The organism is Dietzia sp. SYD-A1 (genome assembly GCF_015356725.1).
Taxonomy (GTDB): Bacteria; Actinomycetota; Actinomycetes; order Mycobacteriales; family Mycobacteriaceae; genus Dietzia.
The window spans coordinates 1-14,333 of record NZ_JADDKI010000288.1 but is presented as its reverse complement, the minus strand read 5'-3'; the positions used below and the strand labels follow the sequence as shown (position 1 = coordinate 14,333).

The following is a 14,333-nucleotide window of genomic DNA, read 5'->3' as shown; positions in this document are numbered from 1 at the left end:
CGCCCACTCGGGCGGCGCGGCCGGCCGCGCCGCCCCCATGGTCCCGCCGACTGAGCGACGCGGCCCCATGGAATCGGTGCTCGTCCTGCGACGCATCGACCCGTGGTCGGCGTTCACCACCGTGCTCGGGCTGATGTTCGCGCTGTACCTGGTGTGGATGGTGGCGATCGGGGTCACCTACCTGCTGCTCTCCGGCATGGGGGTGTGGGACCGGCTCGGTGGGCTGCTCTCCGGGGTCGCGGGTGACGAATCGGCCGCCGCCATCGGGCCGTCGACGATCTTCCTCTACAGCGGAGGCGTGGGTCTGCTCAACGTCCTGTTGCTGTCCGTCCTCGCCACCCTCGCCGTGTTCATCTACAACCTCGCCGCCGGGCTGACCGGTGGTGGGGTCCAGGTGACACTGGGGGACCGTCGGTACTGAGACGTGGTCCGCTGTGAGACCCCGCCACCGGCGCCGACCCGCCGATTTGGGCGGCGGCGAGGGCGTCGGGTAGATTAACGCTTCGGTACGAGGGCCTATAGCTCAGGTGGTTAGAGCGCCAAACTGATAATTTGGAGGTCGGAGGTTCAAGTCCTCCTAGGCCCACCCCCGCACGGCAGACGCCGGATCGCCCGCCGCGGTCCGGCGTTCACGCTTTGCGGAAGGGGGCCTTAGCTCAGTTGGTAGAGCGCTGCCTTTGCAAGGCAGATGTCAGGGGTTCGAATCCCCTAGGCTCCACTCCCTCCTCTCCCGCCCCTCCACTCCACTCCCGGTGCACGCCGGTGTGGACTCCGGTCGTGGTGGACCCGACCCCAGGACCGCCCGTGGACAGCACACCCCGCTCGTGGACACCGTTCGTCCTGATGGCGCTCGTCGTGACCGCGGCGCTGATGTCGAGCGCGACGCCGTCACCCCTATACGTCGACTACCAGCAGGCGTGGGGGACCGGCGGGACGATGATCACGGTCGTCTACGCGGTCTACGCACTGGCCGTCCTGGTGCCACTACTGCTGTTGGGTCGTCTGTCGGACGCGATCGGTCGTCGGCCCGTGGTGATCACCGGTCTGGTGCTGCTGGTGTTGAGCATGGCCGGGCTCGCCGCCGCACCCTCGGTGGCCTGGCTGATCGCCGCGCGGGTGGTACAGGGCCTGGGCGTCGGGTTGGTCACCGGATCGGCGGCGGCGGCGATCATCGAACTGCATCCGGACAGGAACGCCCGCGTCGGTGCGCTCACCAGTAGTTCCACGACCAATTTCGGGATCGCGGCCGGCGTGCTGCTGTCCGGCGTGGTGGCCACCGCGTCGTCGTCGCCCCTCGTCCACCCGTACGTGGTGATGGGCGCCGCACTGGCCGCTCTGCTCGCCGGGGTGGTGTTCCTGGTGCCCGAGACATCGGGCGCCGGCCCTCAGACCCTCCGGGACGCGGTGCGGCTCCAACGGGTCGCGGTGCCCGCCGCGGCTCGTCCGGCCTTCGCCCTCGCCGCGGTGTGCGTGATCGCCTCGTGGTCCGTGGGCGGGGTCTTCCTCGGTCTGGGCGGGGCGATCGCCAAGGGCCTCGTCGGACGATCGGACTACCTGGTGACCGGCCTGGTGGTGGCCTGCCTGCAGGCCGCCGCCGCGCTGGCCCAGTTGGTGTGGAACCTTCGTGCGGGTCAGGGACAGTGGCGCAGGGGAGTGGTCATCGGCGGCGTGGCGCTCGTCGCGGGGTTGGCGGCGGCCTCACTGGCGCTCGCGGCGGCGTCGGTGCCCGGGCTCGTGGTGGGTTCGGCGGTCGCGGGAGTGGGCATGGGGTTGCTGTTCCTCATGGGCACGTCGCTCGTCGCGCAGAACGCCCCCGCCAGCTCGCGGGGAGAGGTCTTCTCCGCCCTGTTCGTCGTGGCCTACCTGTCGCTGGGGGTGCCCGCCGTCGTCGCGGCACTCCTGGCCGAGGTCGTCGGCCTCACCACCGCCTTCCACATGATGTCGGCGGTGGTCTCGGTGATCGCGGTCGGTGCTCTGCTGGCGGCGGCCCGGATGCGGCCACCAGGCCGGGGGAGTGGACCGTCAGCGGCGGGGTGACCGTCAGCGGCGGTGACAGTCAGCTGCTCAGTGACTGGGCGGCGGCCGCCACCCCGATCGCGGCCAGGCCGGTGCGGATCCGGTCCGAGGCCAGCAACGTCTGGATGCGGTGCCGGGTGACCTGCTCCTGGGCGATCCCCATGTGCAGCGGGACGACCCCGGCGGTGAGGGCCGGCACGGCGACGGTGGTGAGGCACGCGACGACGGTGGCGGTCAACCCGTCGCGGCCCGGCGACCGGACTGATCCGTAGGCGGCCCAGGCGGCGGCACCCAGCCCGGAGGCGTACAGGGTCAGGGCCACCGGAGCGATCCGGCGGGCGTGTTCGGCCTGGCGTTCGCCGATCCCCAGCGTCGGGCCCTCGAACAGCGTCGGGTAGACGACCGAGGTGACCATCGACTGGAAACCCAGATGGGCCGCGCACGTGGTGAGCAGGGCGAGCCGTCCCGCGCGGAGGGTGGGGTCGGGGACCGCGGGTCGTCGGCGGATCATGGGTCTCACGCTACCCCTCGCGGGATCTGCCGAGCAGGCGTCTGCCCTCTCCGTCCTCGGTGACCGCCCGGGCGGTCCGCAGCACCACTCGCCAGCCACGGTCGGGCGCGTCCACCGGACCGAGACGCTCGAGTTCCCATCTGTTCGCCGTCACCCGCGTCACCGTGTAGCGCCCCGGCCGGGAGGAACGGACCACCAACTGGGTGTACCCGGTCGCCACCGCCCGGTCGCCGTCGAGGAGGACCACCGGCAGGCCGGGCACGTGGCCACAACCATGGGCGATCAAACCCTGGTGGTCGTCACCGCTCACCATCCCCGCGAGGTCCGTGTGGCCCTCGAGCACGCCGGTGTCCACGTCGTAGACCCCGTCGGCGGCCCAGAGCTCGGCGACCCCCTCGGCGTCCCCGGAGTCGACCCTGGGGGAGTAGTCGGCGACGAGTCTGAGGATCGCGAGTTCGTCCGTGGCCCGGGCCAGTTCGTCGCGGATCGTGGCGAGAGCGGACTCGGTCGCACCGAGCCTCGCCTCGAGTGCGTCCAGACGGTCGGGGTCGCGAGCCGGGGTCATGAACCCGACAGTAATGCACGAACTGGAACACGTTACACGTAGAGTGTGGCGCATGACGGACAAGAGTTCAGACACCCGTCCGACCGTGCACTCGGCGGACGTGGTGGTGGTGGGGATGGGCATCGCGGGCGCGTGTGCTGCGATCGAGGCCGCGGAGGCCGGGTCGTCGGTCATCGTGCTGGAGGGCGCCTCCGGCCCGGGGGGATCGTCCTCCCAGTCGGGCGGCGAGGTCTACCTGGGCGGGGGCACCGCCACCCAGCGGGCGCTCGGCGTGGAGGACTCCGAGGAGGACATGCGCGCCTTCCTCACCGCCGCACTCGGTCCGAACGCGGACGAGGCCAAGATCGCCGACTACTGCGCGGGTGCGGTCGAGCACCACGACTGGCTGGTGGCCCACGGTGCGGTCTTCAACCACAAGCTGTGGGACACCCCCACGTGGATGCCGGGCGACGACTCGGGCCTGATGTGGATGGGTGAGCGAGCCGAACCCTACGCCTCGATCGCGCGCCCGGCGGCCCGTGGTCACCGCCCACCCGCCCCGAACTTCGCCGGGAACGTGCTGATGGATGCGTTGGTGGCCACCGCGCAGAAGGCGGGGGTGACACTGCACTGCGACGTCAGGGCTCGATCGTTGATCATGGACGACGGACGGGTCGTCGGCGTGCGGGCGACGGAGTTCGGCGAGGAGCGGGAGTACCGCGCCACCGGCGGGGTTGTCCTGGCGACCGGCGGGTTCGTCGACAACGACCGCATGCTCGAACAGTGGGCGCCGCAGCAGGTCGGCAAGGACAAGGTGTCCGACGGCCGCGACGACGGCTCGGGGATCGAGATGGGCATGGACGTGGGTGCCGCCGTGCGCCGGATGCACCAGACCGAGACGGCGATGCTCATCATCCCCCGCCTGGCGGTGGGGGCGATGCTCGTCGACGGCGACGGCCAGCGCTTCATCAACGAGGAGGTCTACCCGGGCCTGTACTGCCACGCCGCCGTGCACCACCGCCGGCCCCCGGTGTGGGTGATCATCGACGAGAAGGGCATCGAGGACGTCCCGGAGAGCGAACTGTGGGGGATGCAGCCCATGCACGCCGCGGAGACCATCGAGGAGCTCGCCGCGGACTGCGGGCTGCCGGCGGAGGCGCTGGCCGACACCCTGCGCAGATACAACGCCGGCGCCCGGAACGGCGAGGATCCCCAGTTCGGCAAGAGCGCGCGCTGGGTCCGACCGCTCGAGCCGCCGTTCGGTGCCTATCCCACCGGGGCCGGGGGGCCGGACTCCTTCAACGGCCTCCCCCTCAAGGCGCAGGGCTTCACCCTGGGCGGGCTCCACACGGATCTGCAGTCGAGGGTCCTGGACCGGGCGGGTGAGGCGATCCCCGGTCTGTTCGCCGCCGGCCGGTGCACCCACGGGCTGCACGGCGAGGGGTACATCTCCGGGACCTCCCTGGGCGACGGGTCCTTCTTCGGCCGCCGCGCCGGGCGCGGGGCGGCGCAGGGAACCGGTAGGTGACCGATCGCCCGGGCGGCGAGGCCACGGGGCCGGTGGGTCTCCCGCGGCGGGCGACCCCGGCGCCCGGGGGAGTACGGAGTAGATTCGGTTGTCGTGACCACCGATGCCTCCGCCACCGATCCCCTCCCCGGAACCACCGGCACCGCTCCGGGCGACGGGAGGGGTGTCCCGTTCCTGCCCTGGGATGACGACGCAACCGGCGCCACCGACCTGGCCCGCGAGTTGCGCCGGGTGCGGGGTCTGGTGGCGGGGTCGCGCTTCGACGACGTCCACGACGCCGTCACGACGGTGCGGGAGCTCGCCGACCATCTCGAGGCGGTCGGCACCATGGTGCGGCCGTCGGACTATGTGACCTGGGGGGTCCCCGAGCATCTTGCCTCGAACCCCGCCATCGGCAGCCGCAACCCGGTCTCCCCTCCGTTGGAGCCGATGGTGTTGCCCGACGCCACCGTGCGGGCGGATCTGCGACTGGGCATCGAGTACCAGGGCCCGCCCGGCTGCGTGCACGGCGGGATCGTCGCGCTGATCTTCGACGAGATGCTGGGCCTGGCCAACGCCGCCGCCAAGAGCGTGGGGATGACCGCCGACCTCCGGGTGATCTACACCTCGCCGACACCGCTCGATGCACCCCTGAGGTTCGAGGCGCGCCAGGAGCGGGTGGAGGGCCGCAAGATCTGGTCCAGCGCCACCCTGTACACCGGCGAGACGCTGTGCGCGCGTGCCGAGGCGTTGTTCATCGAACCCAGGGGCATCTCGGACGCGCAGCGGGACCGGCCGGTCGAGGGCTGAGCCGGGCGGGGGTCAGCTCTCCCCGCGCAGTGCCTTCATCCGCTTGTGCGCCCCGGCCACGATCCGGCCGCGATCCACCCCGGAGCTGAACTCGACACCCGCGCGATTGCCCTGCCCTCCGCAGACGTGGACCGGCCCCCGGCCGATCGACTCGAGCACCTCCTCGGCGACCTCGGCGGGCTCGCTCACGGTCATGCCCGGCAGGTCCATGTCCAGACCGGCGCGGATCATGGCCGGGGTGCGGGTCACGCCGAGGATCACCTCGACCACGTCCACACCGTGCTCGCGCATCTCCAGCCAGAGGCCCTCCACGAAGACCCGGCTGAACGCCTTGGCGGCCGAGTAGATGCTCATGTCGGCGTGCCCGAGGTAACCGGCCATCGACCCCATCACCACGATGCCGCCCCGACCGCGGTCCCGGAGCCTGGGGGCGAAGTGGCGGATGATCCGCAGCGGCGAGGTGATGTTGAGGTCGATCACCTGTTGAACGCGGTCCATGTCCGACTCGGCGAACTCCGCCCCGTAGGTGTTGGCGCCCGCGTTGAGAACCACCAGCCCCACGTCGAGGCCGTCGCAGGCGGCGGCGATCGCGTCAGTGGCACCCGGTTCGGTGAGGTCGACCGAGAGCTCACGGCACTCCACGCCCCTGGCGCGGACCTCGCCGGCGGTCTCTGACAGGGGTCCGGTCCGACGGGCGACCAGCACGGAGGAGATCCCGGCCTCGGCCAGGCGGAGGGCGATCTCGGCCCCCACCCCCTCGCTGCCGCCCACGACCAGAGCCCAGGGACCGTACGCGGAAGGATCGAACTGTCCTTTTCTGACGGGTGTCGACATAGTCTTCAGAGTATGGCCCAGAACAACGACAGTCCCGAAGTCGGTCGCGGTCCCCTCCCGAGAATCGAGGGCGTGGACGACTTCCAGCTCAGCAGCATGCGGGAGCGGCTGGGGGAGACCTTCGATCCCGTTCCCGTCCCCGACCTCCCCACCCCGGATCCCGATCTGGATCGCACGGTGGTGGAGCTGCGCAGACTGCGCGAGGCGATCTCCGGACTGGCCCACTCGGAAGTCCGGTTGGACGACATCGCCGATCGGTTGGCCGGGGTGGCGGACCTCCTGGAGTCGCGCGTCCCGGAGCCCGCCCGCCGACTGGAGACGATGTGGACGGGCGCCGGTTCCCGCAGGGCGAATCCCGTCGGCGGGCCGGAGAACCCGATCGCCCCACCGGTGCGGTTCTCCGCGTGTGATGACGGTTCGGTGACGGCCGAGGTCACGCTCGGACTGGCCTATCAGGGCCCCCCGGGGTGCGTTCACGGCGGTATCAGCGCCCTCATCATCGACCACATGATGGGGTTCGCGAACCACTGGGGAGGCCGGTACGGCATGACCGCCCACTACGAGATCGACTACCGCTCACCCACCCCGCTACTGAAGCCCCTGACGTTCCGCTCGTGGGTGGACGAGGTGGACGGCCGCAAGACCTGGACCAAGGCGACCATCCACGCGGGGGAGCGGTTGTGCGTGGAGGCCCGTGGTCTCTTCCTCGAGGCGAGCGTCGCGGTCCCGGGTCGACCGGATCAGCGGTCGACGGTGGGGGACGGAGCCTGATCGGACCGTTACTGCTGGACGTCGACCTGGACGACCTTCTGTAGGTAGGGGGCGATCACCTCGGTCAGGCCCGAGGCCAACTGGTCCGGGTCCTCGGGCGGGAGCGAGATGAAACTGATGCCGATCCGGGCGATGATCGACGCGGCCAACCGGGCCTGGCTGGCCTCGATCCGCATCCAGCTCTCCGACAGCGCCGGCATGAGCACCTCCGTCGCACGCTCGATGAGCGGCCCGGCCTCGGTGGTGATCAGACGCAGTAGGTCCGGCTTGATGTCACCGGTCACGAGCGCCCGGATCAGCGGATCCCGGCTGCTGGACCGCAGGAACCCGTTGATCCCCTCACTCAGGGCGAGCTCGATCTGCCCGGGGTGCCTGATGATCGAGTCCCGGATCTCACCGGCGAACTTCTCCGACAACTGGAGCGCATACGCCTGCGCCAGTCCCTGACGGTTGCCGAAGGTGCTGTAGAGCGTCTGCCGGCTCAGTCCCGCGGCTTTGGCCACGTCCGACATGGTCACGGCTGACCAGTCGCGGGACTCCAGCAGCTGGTGCATGGCGTCGAAGACGGTGAGGCGGGGCGACCAACGCCCCCCCCAGGAGTCCCCGGAGGAGCGTTGGTCACGTGTCGACGGGCGGGGCGGCATGCGGTCCATTGTTCCTGATCTCATGCCCGCGGGGGGTGGTGGGCTACTTCACGGGCAGGAAGTCCACCTTGTCGCGGACGCCGCAGTCCGAGCACCGCCAGGTGGCGGGGATCGCCGACCACGGGGTACCGGGAGGGAAGCCCTCGCGGGGCTCACCGGCGGTCTCGGAGTAGTGGTGCCCGCAGTTCGGACACACGTACTCGCCGGTCGGTGAGGTCTGGTCGGCGGCGATGTCGGTGTCGACGAGGACATTCTCCGCCACCGCGGTGGTCCCGCCGGGGGTCGCGTCGACGCCGTAGCGGGCGAGGATCTTCTCACGCTTGGACGGCTGGATGTTGGCCCGCGTGATGTCCCCGTCGTAGTGGGCCAGGACGCGCTTGTCCATGACCTTGCGCCACAGCGGCGGCACGTAGGCCAGGATCATCATCGTGGCGTACCCGGACGGCAGCTGCGGGGCCTGCTCGAAGCTGCGCAGCACCTGGTAGCGGCGCATCGGGTTGGCGTGGTGATCGGAATGCCGCTGCAGGTGGTAGAGGAAGATGTTCGTCACCAGGTGGTCGGAGTTCCACGAGTGCTCCGGGCGGCAGCGCTGGTAGCGGCCGGCAGACGTCTTCTGTCGCTTCAGGCCGTAGTGCTCGAGGTAGTTGACGACCTCCAGCAGCGAGAAGCCGAAGACCGCCTGCACGAGGAGCCACGGCGCGACCTCCCAGCCGAACACCGCGATGAGCCCACCGAACAGGACGACCGTCATGAGCCACGCGTTGAGGTTGTCGTTGCGGATGGTCCACGGCCCCTTGCCCAGACGGCCGAGACGCTCGACCTCGAGGTGCCAGGCCGATCGTGCGGAACCGACGACGCTGCGCGGGAGAAACGCCCAGAACGACTCGCCGAAGCGAGAGCTGGCCGGATCCTCGGGGGTGGCCACGCGGGCGTGGTGTCCGCGGTTGTGCTCGATGAAGAAGTGCCCGTACCCGGTCGTGGCCAGGGCGACCTTGGACAGCCACTTCTCGCTCCCGGCGATCTTGTGGCCGAGCTCGTGTGCGGTGTTGATCCCGATGCCCCCGGTGATGGCCACGGTCCAGGCCACGCCGATCGACGCCGCGATCCCGAGACCACCGTCGTACCCGAGCCACGACAGGTCCTGCGCGGTCCAGAGGTAGCAGGCGACGATGAGGGATGCGTACTGGAAGGGGATGTACAGATAGGTGCACCACCGGTAGAACGGGTCGGCCTCGAGCTTGTCCATCACCTCGTCCGGCGGGTTCTCTCCATCGGCGCCGATCGCCAGGTCACCGAGGGGGATCACGATGTACACCAGGACGGGGAGCAGGAACCACGCGGCGGTGGCGGCCCACCCCAGACCCAGCGAGTTGAACCCGATGACGAACGGCATCGACAGGAACAGGCCCATGGCAGGGATCAACCCGAGCAGCCACAGGTACCGCTTGACGTCGGTCCAGGCGTAGGGCTCGACGCCTCCGTCGGTGGCGTCCCCCACGGGGGAGTCGGCCTGCCCCGCGGGAGCCGTCATGTGGTCCCGGTCTGGATTATCGGCTCCGCCGCGGGGGCGGATGTATTCGGTGCTGGACATCGTCACGACCTCCGAAGTTCGCTCGGGATGTGGCATACGCCACTTCATGTGGTCGAGGTTAGACAAAAACCGTGGCGTTGTCTAGACACGATCTCTCACTTTGTCCAGACGTGGCTACTTCGTGACCCATCTGCGTCGTCGGCTCGGCGGCCCGGTCAGCTCAGCACCCGTGGAATAAGGGCACCGGACACGCGGTTGTACCGACAGGTCGTCGGAAACCCCCTCTCCGACGCAGGAGGAGTGGCGGACGTGACGATGCAGCAGGCCGCCATGCGCACCCTGATGCGGGCCGAGAACAACAACATCACGCTCGACCGCAGCGTGTTCACCCGCGAGAACTTCCGGCGGATCGGACAGTTCGCGAAACCGCACACCAGGCGGATCGTCCTGTTCCTGATCCTCTCGGTCTTCGGCGCCTCACTCGCCGTGGTGACCCCGCTGCTCGCCGGCCGCGTCGTCACGGCGATCGTGGACGGCACCGCCGTGCGAGTGGTGTTCCTCCTCGCCGCCGCCATCGCGGTGATCGGCGTCGTCGAAGCGGTCAACGCGGTGGTGACCAGATTGTGGTCGGCCCGGATCGGCGAGGGCCTGATCCTCGACCTCCGCCGTGCGGTGTTCGACCACGTCCAGACCATGCCCGTCGCCTTCTTCATGCGAACCCGCACGGGCGCGCTGGTCAGTCGACTCAACAACGACGTCATGGGCGCCCAGCGGGCGTTCTCGGACACCCTCTCCGGGGTCGTGTCCAACCTCGTCCAGCTCATCCTGACCCTCGTCGTGATGGCCGGGATCAACTGGCAACTCACTCTCATGTCGGTGCTGCTGCTGCCGGTGTTCCTGTTCCCCGCGCGCTACGTGGGCCGGCGTCTGGCCAGACTGCGTCGCGAGGCCTCCGACCTCAACGCGTCGATGAACGACCAGATGACGGAACGCTTCAACGCGGGTGGCGCGACCCTGGTCAAGCTCTTCGGCCGCCCCGCCGCCGAATCCGCGGAGTTCGCCTCCCGCGCGGGCCGCGTTCGGGACATCGGGGTCCGGACCGCGCTGCTGATGAGCGTGTTCATGAACTCGCTGACGCTGGTCTCCACCCTCGCACTGGCGCTGGTCTACGGCATCGGTGGCTGGTTCGCCCTGTCCGGCGGGATGGACGCCGGGTCCGTCGTGGCACTCGCCCTCCTGCTGACCCGCCTCTACGGACCCCTGACCTCTCTGGCCAACGCACCGATGGACGTGGTGACCGCCGTCGTCAGTTTCGAGCGGGTCTTCGAGGTCCTGGATCTGGACCCGCTGCTCAAGGACGCCCCCGACGCGGTCGACGTGCCGGAGGGACCGGCCGCCATCGAGTTCGACGACGTCCGGTTCTCCTACCCCTTGGCCGACAAGGTGTCCCTTGCCTCGCTCGAGGAGGTCGCCGTGCTCGACACCCGCGGTGGCCAGGAGGTGCTGCACGGGATCAGCTTCCGTGCCGATCCCGGTCAGATGCTCGCCCTGGTCGGGTCCTCCGGCGCGGGCAAGTCCACCATCGCGTCGCTGCTTCCGCGCCTCTATGACGTGGACTCGGGGGCGGTGCGGGTCGCGGGCCTCGACGTGCGTCGGGTCACCTCGTCGTCACTGCGCCGGACGGTGGGCATGGTCACCCAGGACGGCCATCTCTTCCACGACACCATCCGCGCGAATCTGACCTTCGCCCGCCCGGAGGTCACCGACGAGCGCGTGTGGGACGCCCTGCGCCGGGCGCGGCTGGAGGACCTGGTCCGCTCGCTGCCCGACGGGCTGGACACCGTCATCGGAGACCGCGGGTACCGTCTGTCAGGCGGCGAGCGCCAGCGACTGACCATCGCGAGACTGCTCATCGCGGAGCCGTCCGTCGTGGTCCTCGACGAGGCCACCAGCGCGTTGGACTCCACCAACGAGTCCGCGGTCCAGGAGGCCCTGACCGAGGCAATGTCCCACCGGACGTCGCTGGTGATCGCGCACCGGCTGTCCACCGTCCGCGCCGCCGACCTCATCCTCGTGCTGGAGGACGGCCGCGTGGTGGAGTCGGGCACCCACACCGAGTTGCTGGCAGCGGGTGGGCGGTATACCGAGCTGTACGAGACACAGTTCGCCGACCAGGAGTGACGACTCCCGCGCGGTGGCGCGGGGGAGGGCGTGATCAGCTCTCGAGGTGCAGCCCCAGTTCACGCGCCGCGAGGGCGGCGTACTTGGACGTCTGCTCGAATGCGCCCTCCAGGGTCTGGGCGTCGGTGAGGTCGGCGATCTCGCTCCACCGCTCGGCCACGACCTCCGGGGTCCGGGCGTTGTCCGGGAGATAGATTCCCCGGCTCTCGACCATCTGCGAGACCGCGAACACCCCGGCGCCGGCACCGAGGATGGTCTTGGTGGGTGCCTCCTCACTGACCATGAACAGCGCCCCGGGTGCGATGGTCTCCGGGCCCATGATGTCCAGCACCCGCTGCGGCAGGAGGTCCTCGGTCATGCGGGTGGCGGCCGTGGGCGCGATCGAGTTGACCTTGATGTTCTTCTTGGCGCCCTCGATGGCCAGGACGTTCATGAGACCGACGAGGCCGGACTTCGCGGCGGCGTAGTTGCTCTGGCCGAAGTTGCCGTAGATGCCCGAGGACGAGGTGGTCATGAGGATGCGGCCGTATCCGGCCTCGGCCATGTGGGGCCAGACGGCCTTGGTGCAGTTGACCGAGCCCATGAGGTGGACCTCGAGGACCTTGCGGAAGTCGTCGGTGTCCATCTTGGCGAACGACTTGTCGCGCAGGATGCCGGCGTTGTTCATGAGGATGTCGATGCGTCCCCACGTGTCGATGACCGAGGAGACCAGCGCGTCGACCGCGGCCTCGTCGGTGATGTCGGTGCCGTCGACGATCGCCTCGCCCCCGGTCGCGACGATCTCGTCGACGACCCGCTGGGCCGGTGAGGACGTGCCGCCCTCGCCGTGGACGTCACCGCCGAGGTCGTTGACGACGACCTTGGCACCGCGCTCGGCCAGGGCGAGGGCGTACGCGCGGCCGAGGCCGCCGCCGGCACCGGTGACGATAGCGACGCGGTCGGTGAAATCGATCGGGTTGACCATGGGTGGCTCCTGGTGGTGAGAGTGGATCGGTCGGGTCGGGGGTGGCTCTGTTGGCGCGGTGCCCTGCTGGCGCGGGTCGGTCAGCCCAGCTCGCCGCGGACGTACGACTCGTAGGCAGGGAGGTCGAGGAAGCCGTGACCGGACAGGCCGATCACGATGGACGGGCCCGTGCCGGCCTCGCCGGTGTGCCTGCGGGCCTCGTCGAGGGCTCCGGCGAGGGCGTGGGTGGACTCGGGCGCGGGGACGATTCCCTCGGCCTTGGCGAACTCCACACCGGCTGCGAAGGCGACGTTCTGTTCCACCGCGATCGAGTCGAGCAGCCCGAGGTGCTTGACGTGACTGACCAGGGGTGCCATCCCGTGGTATCGCAGTCCGCCCGAGTGGATGGGGTCCGGAACGAAGTCCTGGCCCAGCGTGTACATCTTCATGAGCGGTGTCAGCCCCGCGACGTCCCCGTGGTCGTAGCGGAACTCACCCTCGGTCATGGAGGGGCACGCGGACGGCTCGACAGCGACGATCCTCGTCCGCGCGCCGGCCAGGTTCTCGCGGATGAAGGGGAACGCCAGACCGGCGAGGTTGGAGCCGCCCCCGGCGCACCCGAACACGAAGTCGGGGGCCGTCTCGCCGAACATTCCCAACTGCTTGAGGGCCTCCTCGCCGATGATCGTCTGGTGGAGGCACACGTGGTTGAGAACGGACCCCAGGGAGTAGCGGGCCTCGGTATCGCCCGCGGCCACCTCGACCGCCTCTGACACCGCCATGCCCAGCGAACCGGGGGTCCGGGGGTCCTTGGCGAGGAAGGACCGTCCGGCCTCGGTCAGGTCGGAGGGGCTGGGGTGAACGGACGCGCCGAAGGTCTCCATGAGCATGCGGCGGTACGGCTTGGACTCGAACGATGCCTTGACCTGCCAGACCTCCACCTCGATGCCGAAGGCCTGGCCCGCGAACGCCAGCGAGGCCCCCCACTGCCCGGCGCCGGTCTCGGTGGTGAGCTTGGTGATTCCCTCCGCGGCGTTGTAGTACGCCTGGGCCACGGCCGTGTTGGGCTTGTGCGAGCCGACCGGGCTGGTGCCCTCGTACTTGTAGAAGATCCTCGCGGAGGTATCGAGCGCCTTTTCCAGTCGGCGGGCGCGGATGAGGGGCGAGGGCCGCCACAGGCGGTAGATCTCCCGCACCTCCTCCGGGATCTCGACGTACCGCTCGCCGGTGACCTCCTGCTCGATGAGCGCCATGGGGAAGAGCGGGGCGAGGTCCTCCGGGCCGAGCGGCTCCTTGGTGCCGGGGTGCAGATGCGGCGCCATCGGCTCGGGCAGGTCGGCCTGGATGTTGTACCAGTGGGTCGGCATCTCGCTCTCGGGGAGCAGAGCCTTGACCAGAGGTTCCGTGGCCGGCGGTGCAGCATCAGACGTCATGTGGTGTCCTCGGAAGATGTCGGGAGGGGTGAGCCGCACCTCATCTTACGAGTTCGCGCCGCATGGGCAGGTGCGGGATCCGTTCATCCAAGTAGTCCGGTCCGCACCGGAGGAACCCGAACTGCTCGTACCACCCCTCGAGGTGGGACTGGGCGCCTATCTCGACGGGCGTCGTGCCGCAGAGCCCGATGCCGTGACGGATCAGGGCACCGGCGATCCCCCGCCCTCGCCACCCGGGCACCGTACACACACGGCCGAGGTGCATGACTCCACCGTGGACCCCCGATTCGAACACGCGCAGGGTCGCCACCAACTCGTCCGGTCCGGACTCGGTGGCCCGAGCCCAGGCCATCAGGTGCGTGGTGCCGGGGTCGGCATCGACGTCGTCGATCTCCGCGTACGGGCAGTCCTGCTCGGCGACGAAGACGTCCACGCGCAGCTTGTACAGCGCGTGGACGTCCAGCGGCCCCAGCCCGGTCAGCGGAGAGGCGACGACTCGCCACGGAGACTCGTGCTCACCCATCAACTGCAGGTCAGGGCTTGTCGGCCGGGGAACCACCGGCCGGATCGTCGTCCGACGGCTGCGGCGCGGAGCCGGCGGCCGGGCC

14 protein-coding genes and 2 tRNA genes are annotated in these 14,333 nt (G+C 69.8%); 8 read left to right on the top strand and 8 right to left on the bottom strand.

The features are described 5' to 3' along the window. The 4 genes from IY392_RS12215 to IY392_RS12200 all read left to right on the top strand — a co-directional run. Window positions 1-421, top strand: a 421-nt coding sequence (locus IY392_RS12215) for a DUF3566 domain-containing protein (protein ID WP_194861357.1), incomplete at its 5' end; no start/stop codon positions are given. Between the two features lie 91 nt (window positions 422-512). Beyond that, window positions 513-586 (top strand) — tRNA-Ile (locus IY392_RS12210). Window positions 587-645: 59 nt separating this feature from the next. Continuing rightward, window positions 646-718, top strand: a tRNA-Ala gene (locus IY392_RS12205). An 86-nt stretch (window positions 719-804) separates the two neighbouring features. After that, a complete protein-coding gene (locus IY392_RS12200) occupies window positions 805-2,037 on the top strand; it encodes an MFS transporter (protein ID WP_194861356.1) in 1,233 nt (410 codons plus the stop codon). Window positions 2,038-2,056: 19 nt separating this feature from the next. Here IY392_RS12200 and IY392_RS12195 read toward each other — a convergent pair whose 3' ends face one another. Together IY392_RS12195 and IY392_RS12190 are read right to left on the bottom strand one after the other, a co-directional pair. After that, on the bottom strand, window positions 2,057-2,527 hold the full coding sequence (locus IY392_RS12195) for a hypothetical protein (protein WP_107755239.1): 471 nt from the start codon (window positions 2,525-2,527) through the stop codon (window positions 2,057-2,059). Between the two features lie 10 nt (window positions 2,528-2,537). Then, window positions 2,538-3,092, bottom strand: a complete 555-nt coding sequence (locus tag IY392_RS12190) for a nuclear transport factor 2 family protein (RefSeq protein WP_194861355.1) — start codon at window positions 3,090-3,092, stop codon at window positions 2,538-2,540. A gap of 52 nt (window positions 3,093-3,144) precedes the next feature. Between IY392_RS12190 and IY392_RS12185 the strand changes: the two genes are divergently transcribed. Both IY392_RS12185 and IY392_RS12180 read left to right on the top strand, forming a co-directional pair. Beyond that, entirely contained in the window at window positions 3,145-4,599 is a 1,455-nt protein-coding gene (locus IY392_RS12185; RefSeq protein ID WP_182628107.1) for an FAD-dependent oxidoreductase, read from the top strand. Window positions 4,600-4,692: 93 nt separating this feature from the next. Beyond that, window positions 4,693-5,388, top strand: a complete 696-nt coding sequence (locus IY392_RS12180) for a PaaI family thioesterase (RefSeq protein ID WP_194861354.1) — start codon at window positions 4,693-4,695, stop codon at window positions 5,386-5,388. 12 nt (window positions 5,389-5,400) lie between these two features. Here IY392_RS12180 and IY392_RS12175 read toward each other — a convergent pair whose 3' ends face one another. Then, window positions 5,401-6,222, bottom strand: a complete 822-nt coding sequence (locus IY392_RS12175; RefSeq protein ID WP_228549349.1) for an SDR family oxidoreductase — start codon at window positions 6,220-6,222, stop codon at window positions 5,401-5,403. 12 nt (window positions 6,223-6,234) lie between these two features. Here IY392_RS12175 and IY392_RS12170 point away from each other — a divergent pair, with 12 nt between their 5' ends. Continuing rightward, window positions 6,235-6,993, top strand: a complete 759-nt coding sequence (locus tag IY392_RS12170) for a PaaI family thioesterase (RefSeq protein WP_107755244.1) — start codon at window positions 6,235-6,237, stop codon at window positions 6,991-6,993. A gap of 8 nt (window positions 6,994-7,001) precedes the next feature. Here IY392_RS12170 and IY392_RS12165 read toward each other — a convergent pair whose 3' ends face one another. Together IY392_RS12165 and IY392_RS12160 are read right to left on the bottom strand one after the other, a co-directional pair. After that, complete coding sequence (locus IY392_RS12165) at window positions 7,002-7,637, bottom strand: TetR/AcrR family transcriptional regulator (RefSeq protein ID WP_228549348.1); 636 nt, start codon at window positions 7,635-7,637, stop codon at window positions 7,002-7,004. A 43-nt stretch (window positions 7,638-7,680) separates the two neighbouring features. Beyond that, window positions 7,681-9,228: a fatty acid desaturase gene (locus IY392_RS12160; protein WP_194305850.1), complete on the bottom strand. Its 1,548-nt coding sequence runs from the start codon at window positions 9,226-9,228 to the stop codon at window positions 7,681-7,683. A gap of 255 nt (window positions 9,229-9,483) precedes the next feature. On the opposite strand from IY392_RS12160, the gene IY392_RS12155 reads away from it, so the two are divergent. Continuing rightward, a complete protein-coding gene (locus tag IY392_RS12155; RefSeq protein ID WP_194861358.1) occupies window positions 9,484-11,349 on the top strand; it encodes an ABC transporter ATP-binding protein in 1,866 nt (621 codons plus the stop codon). Window positions 11,350-11,383: 34 nt separating this feature from the next. On the opposite strand, the gene IY392_RS12150 is transcribed toward IY392_RS12155, so the two are convergent. The 3 genes from IY392_RS12150 to IY392_RS12140 form a co-directional block, all read right to left on the bottom strand. Beyond that, window positions 11,384-12,313, bottom strand: a complete 930-nt coding sequence (locus tag IY392_RS12150; protein ID WP_107755246.1) for an SDR family oxidoreductase — start codon at window positions 12,311-12,313, stop codon at window positions 11,384-11,386. An 80-nt stretch (window positions 12,314-12,393) separates the two neighbouring features. Beyond that, window positions 12,394-13,725, bottom strand: a complete 1,332-nt coding sequence (locus tag IY392_RS12145; protein WP_107755247.1) for a TrpB-like pyridoxal phosphate-dependent enzyme — start codon at window positions 13,723-13,725, stop codon at window positions 12,394-12,396. Between the two features lie 40 nt (window positions 13,726-13,765). Then, complete coding sequence (locus IY392_RS12140; protein ID WP_182613176.1) at window positions 13,766-14,248, bottom strand: GNAT family N-acetyltransferase; 483 nt, start codon at window positions 14,246-14,248, stop codon at window positions 13,766-13,768. Between the last annotated feature and the right edge of the window lie 85 nt (window positions 14,249-14,333).

Coding starts and splice junctions, on each gene's coding strand:
- IY392_RS12195 (WP_107755239.1), bottom strand. CDS start 2,527: ATGATCCGCCGACGACCCGCGGTCCCCGACCCCACCCTCCGCGCGGGA.
- IY392_RS12190 (WP_194861355.1), bottom strand. CDS start 3,092: ATGACCCCGGCTCGCGACCCCGACCGTCTGGACGCACTCGAGGCGAGG.
- IY392_RS12185 (WP_182628107.1), top strand. CDS start 3,145: ATGACGGACAAGAGTTCAGACACCCGTCCGACCGTGCACTCGGCGGAC.
- IY392_RS12175 (WP_228549349.1), bottom strand. CDS start 6,222: ATGTCGACACCCGTCAGAAAAGGACAGTTCGATCCTTCCGCGTACGGT.
- IY392_RS12170 (WP_107755244.1), top strand. CDS start 6,235: ATGGCCCAGAACAACGACAGTCCCGAAGTCGGTCGCGGTCCCCTCCCG.
- IY392_RS12165 (WP_228549348.1), bottom strand. CDS start 7,637: ATGCCGCCCCGCCCGTCGACACGTGACCAACGCTCCTCCGGGGACTCC.
- IY392_RS12160 (WP_194305850.1), bottom strand. CDS start 9,228: ATGTCCAGCACCGAATACATCCGCCCCCGCGGCGGAGCCGATAATCCA.
- IY392_RS12155 (WP_194861358.1), top strand. CDS start 9,484: ATGCAGCAGGCCGCCATGCGCACCCTGATGCGGGCCGAGAACAACAAC.
- IY392_RS12150 (WP_107755246.1), bottom strand. CDS start 12,313: ATGGTCAACCCGATCGATTTCACCGACCGCGTCGCTATCGTCACCGGT.
- IY392_RS12145 (WP_107755247.1), bottom strand. CDS start 13,725: ATGACGTCTGATGCTGCACCGCCGGCCACGGAACCTCTGGTCAAGGCT.
- IY392_RS12140 (WP_182613176.1), bottom strand. CDS start 14,248: ATGGGTGAGCACGAGTCTCCGTGGCGAGTCGTCGCCTCTCCGCTGACC.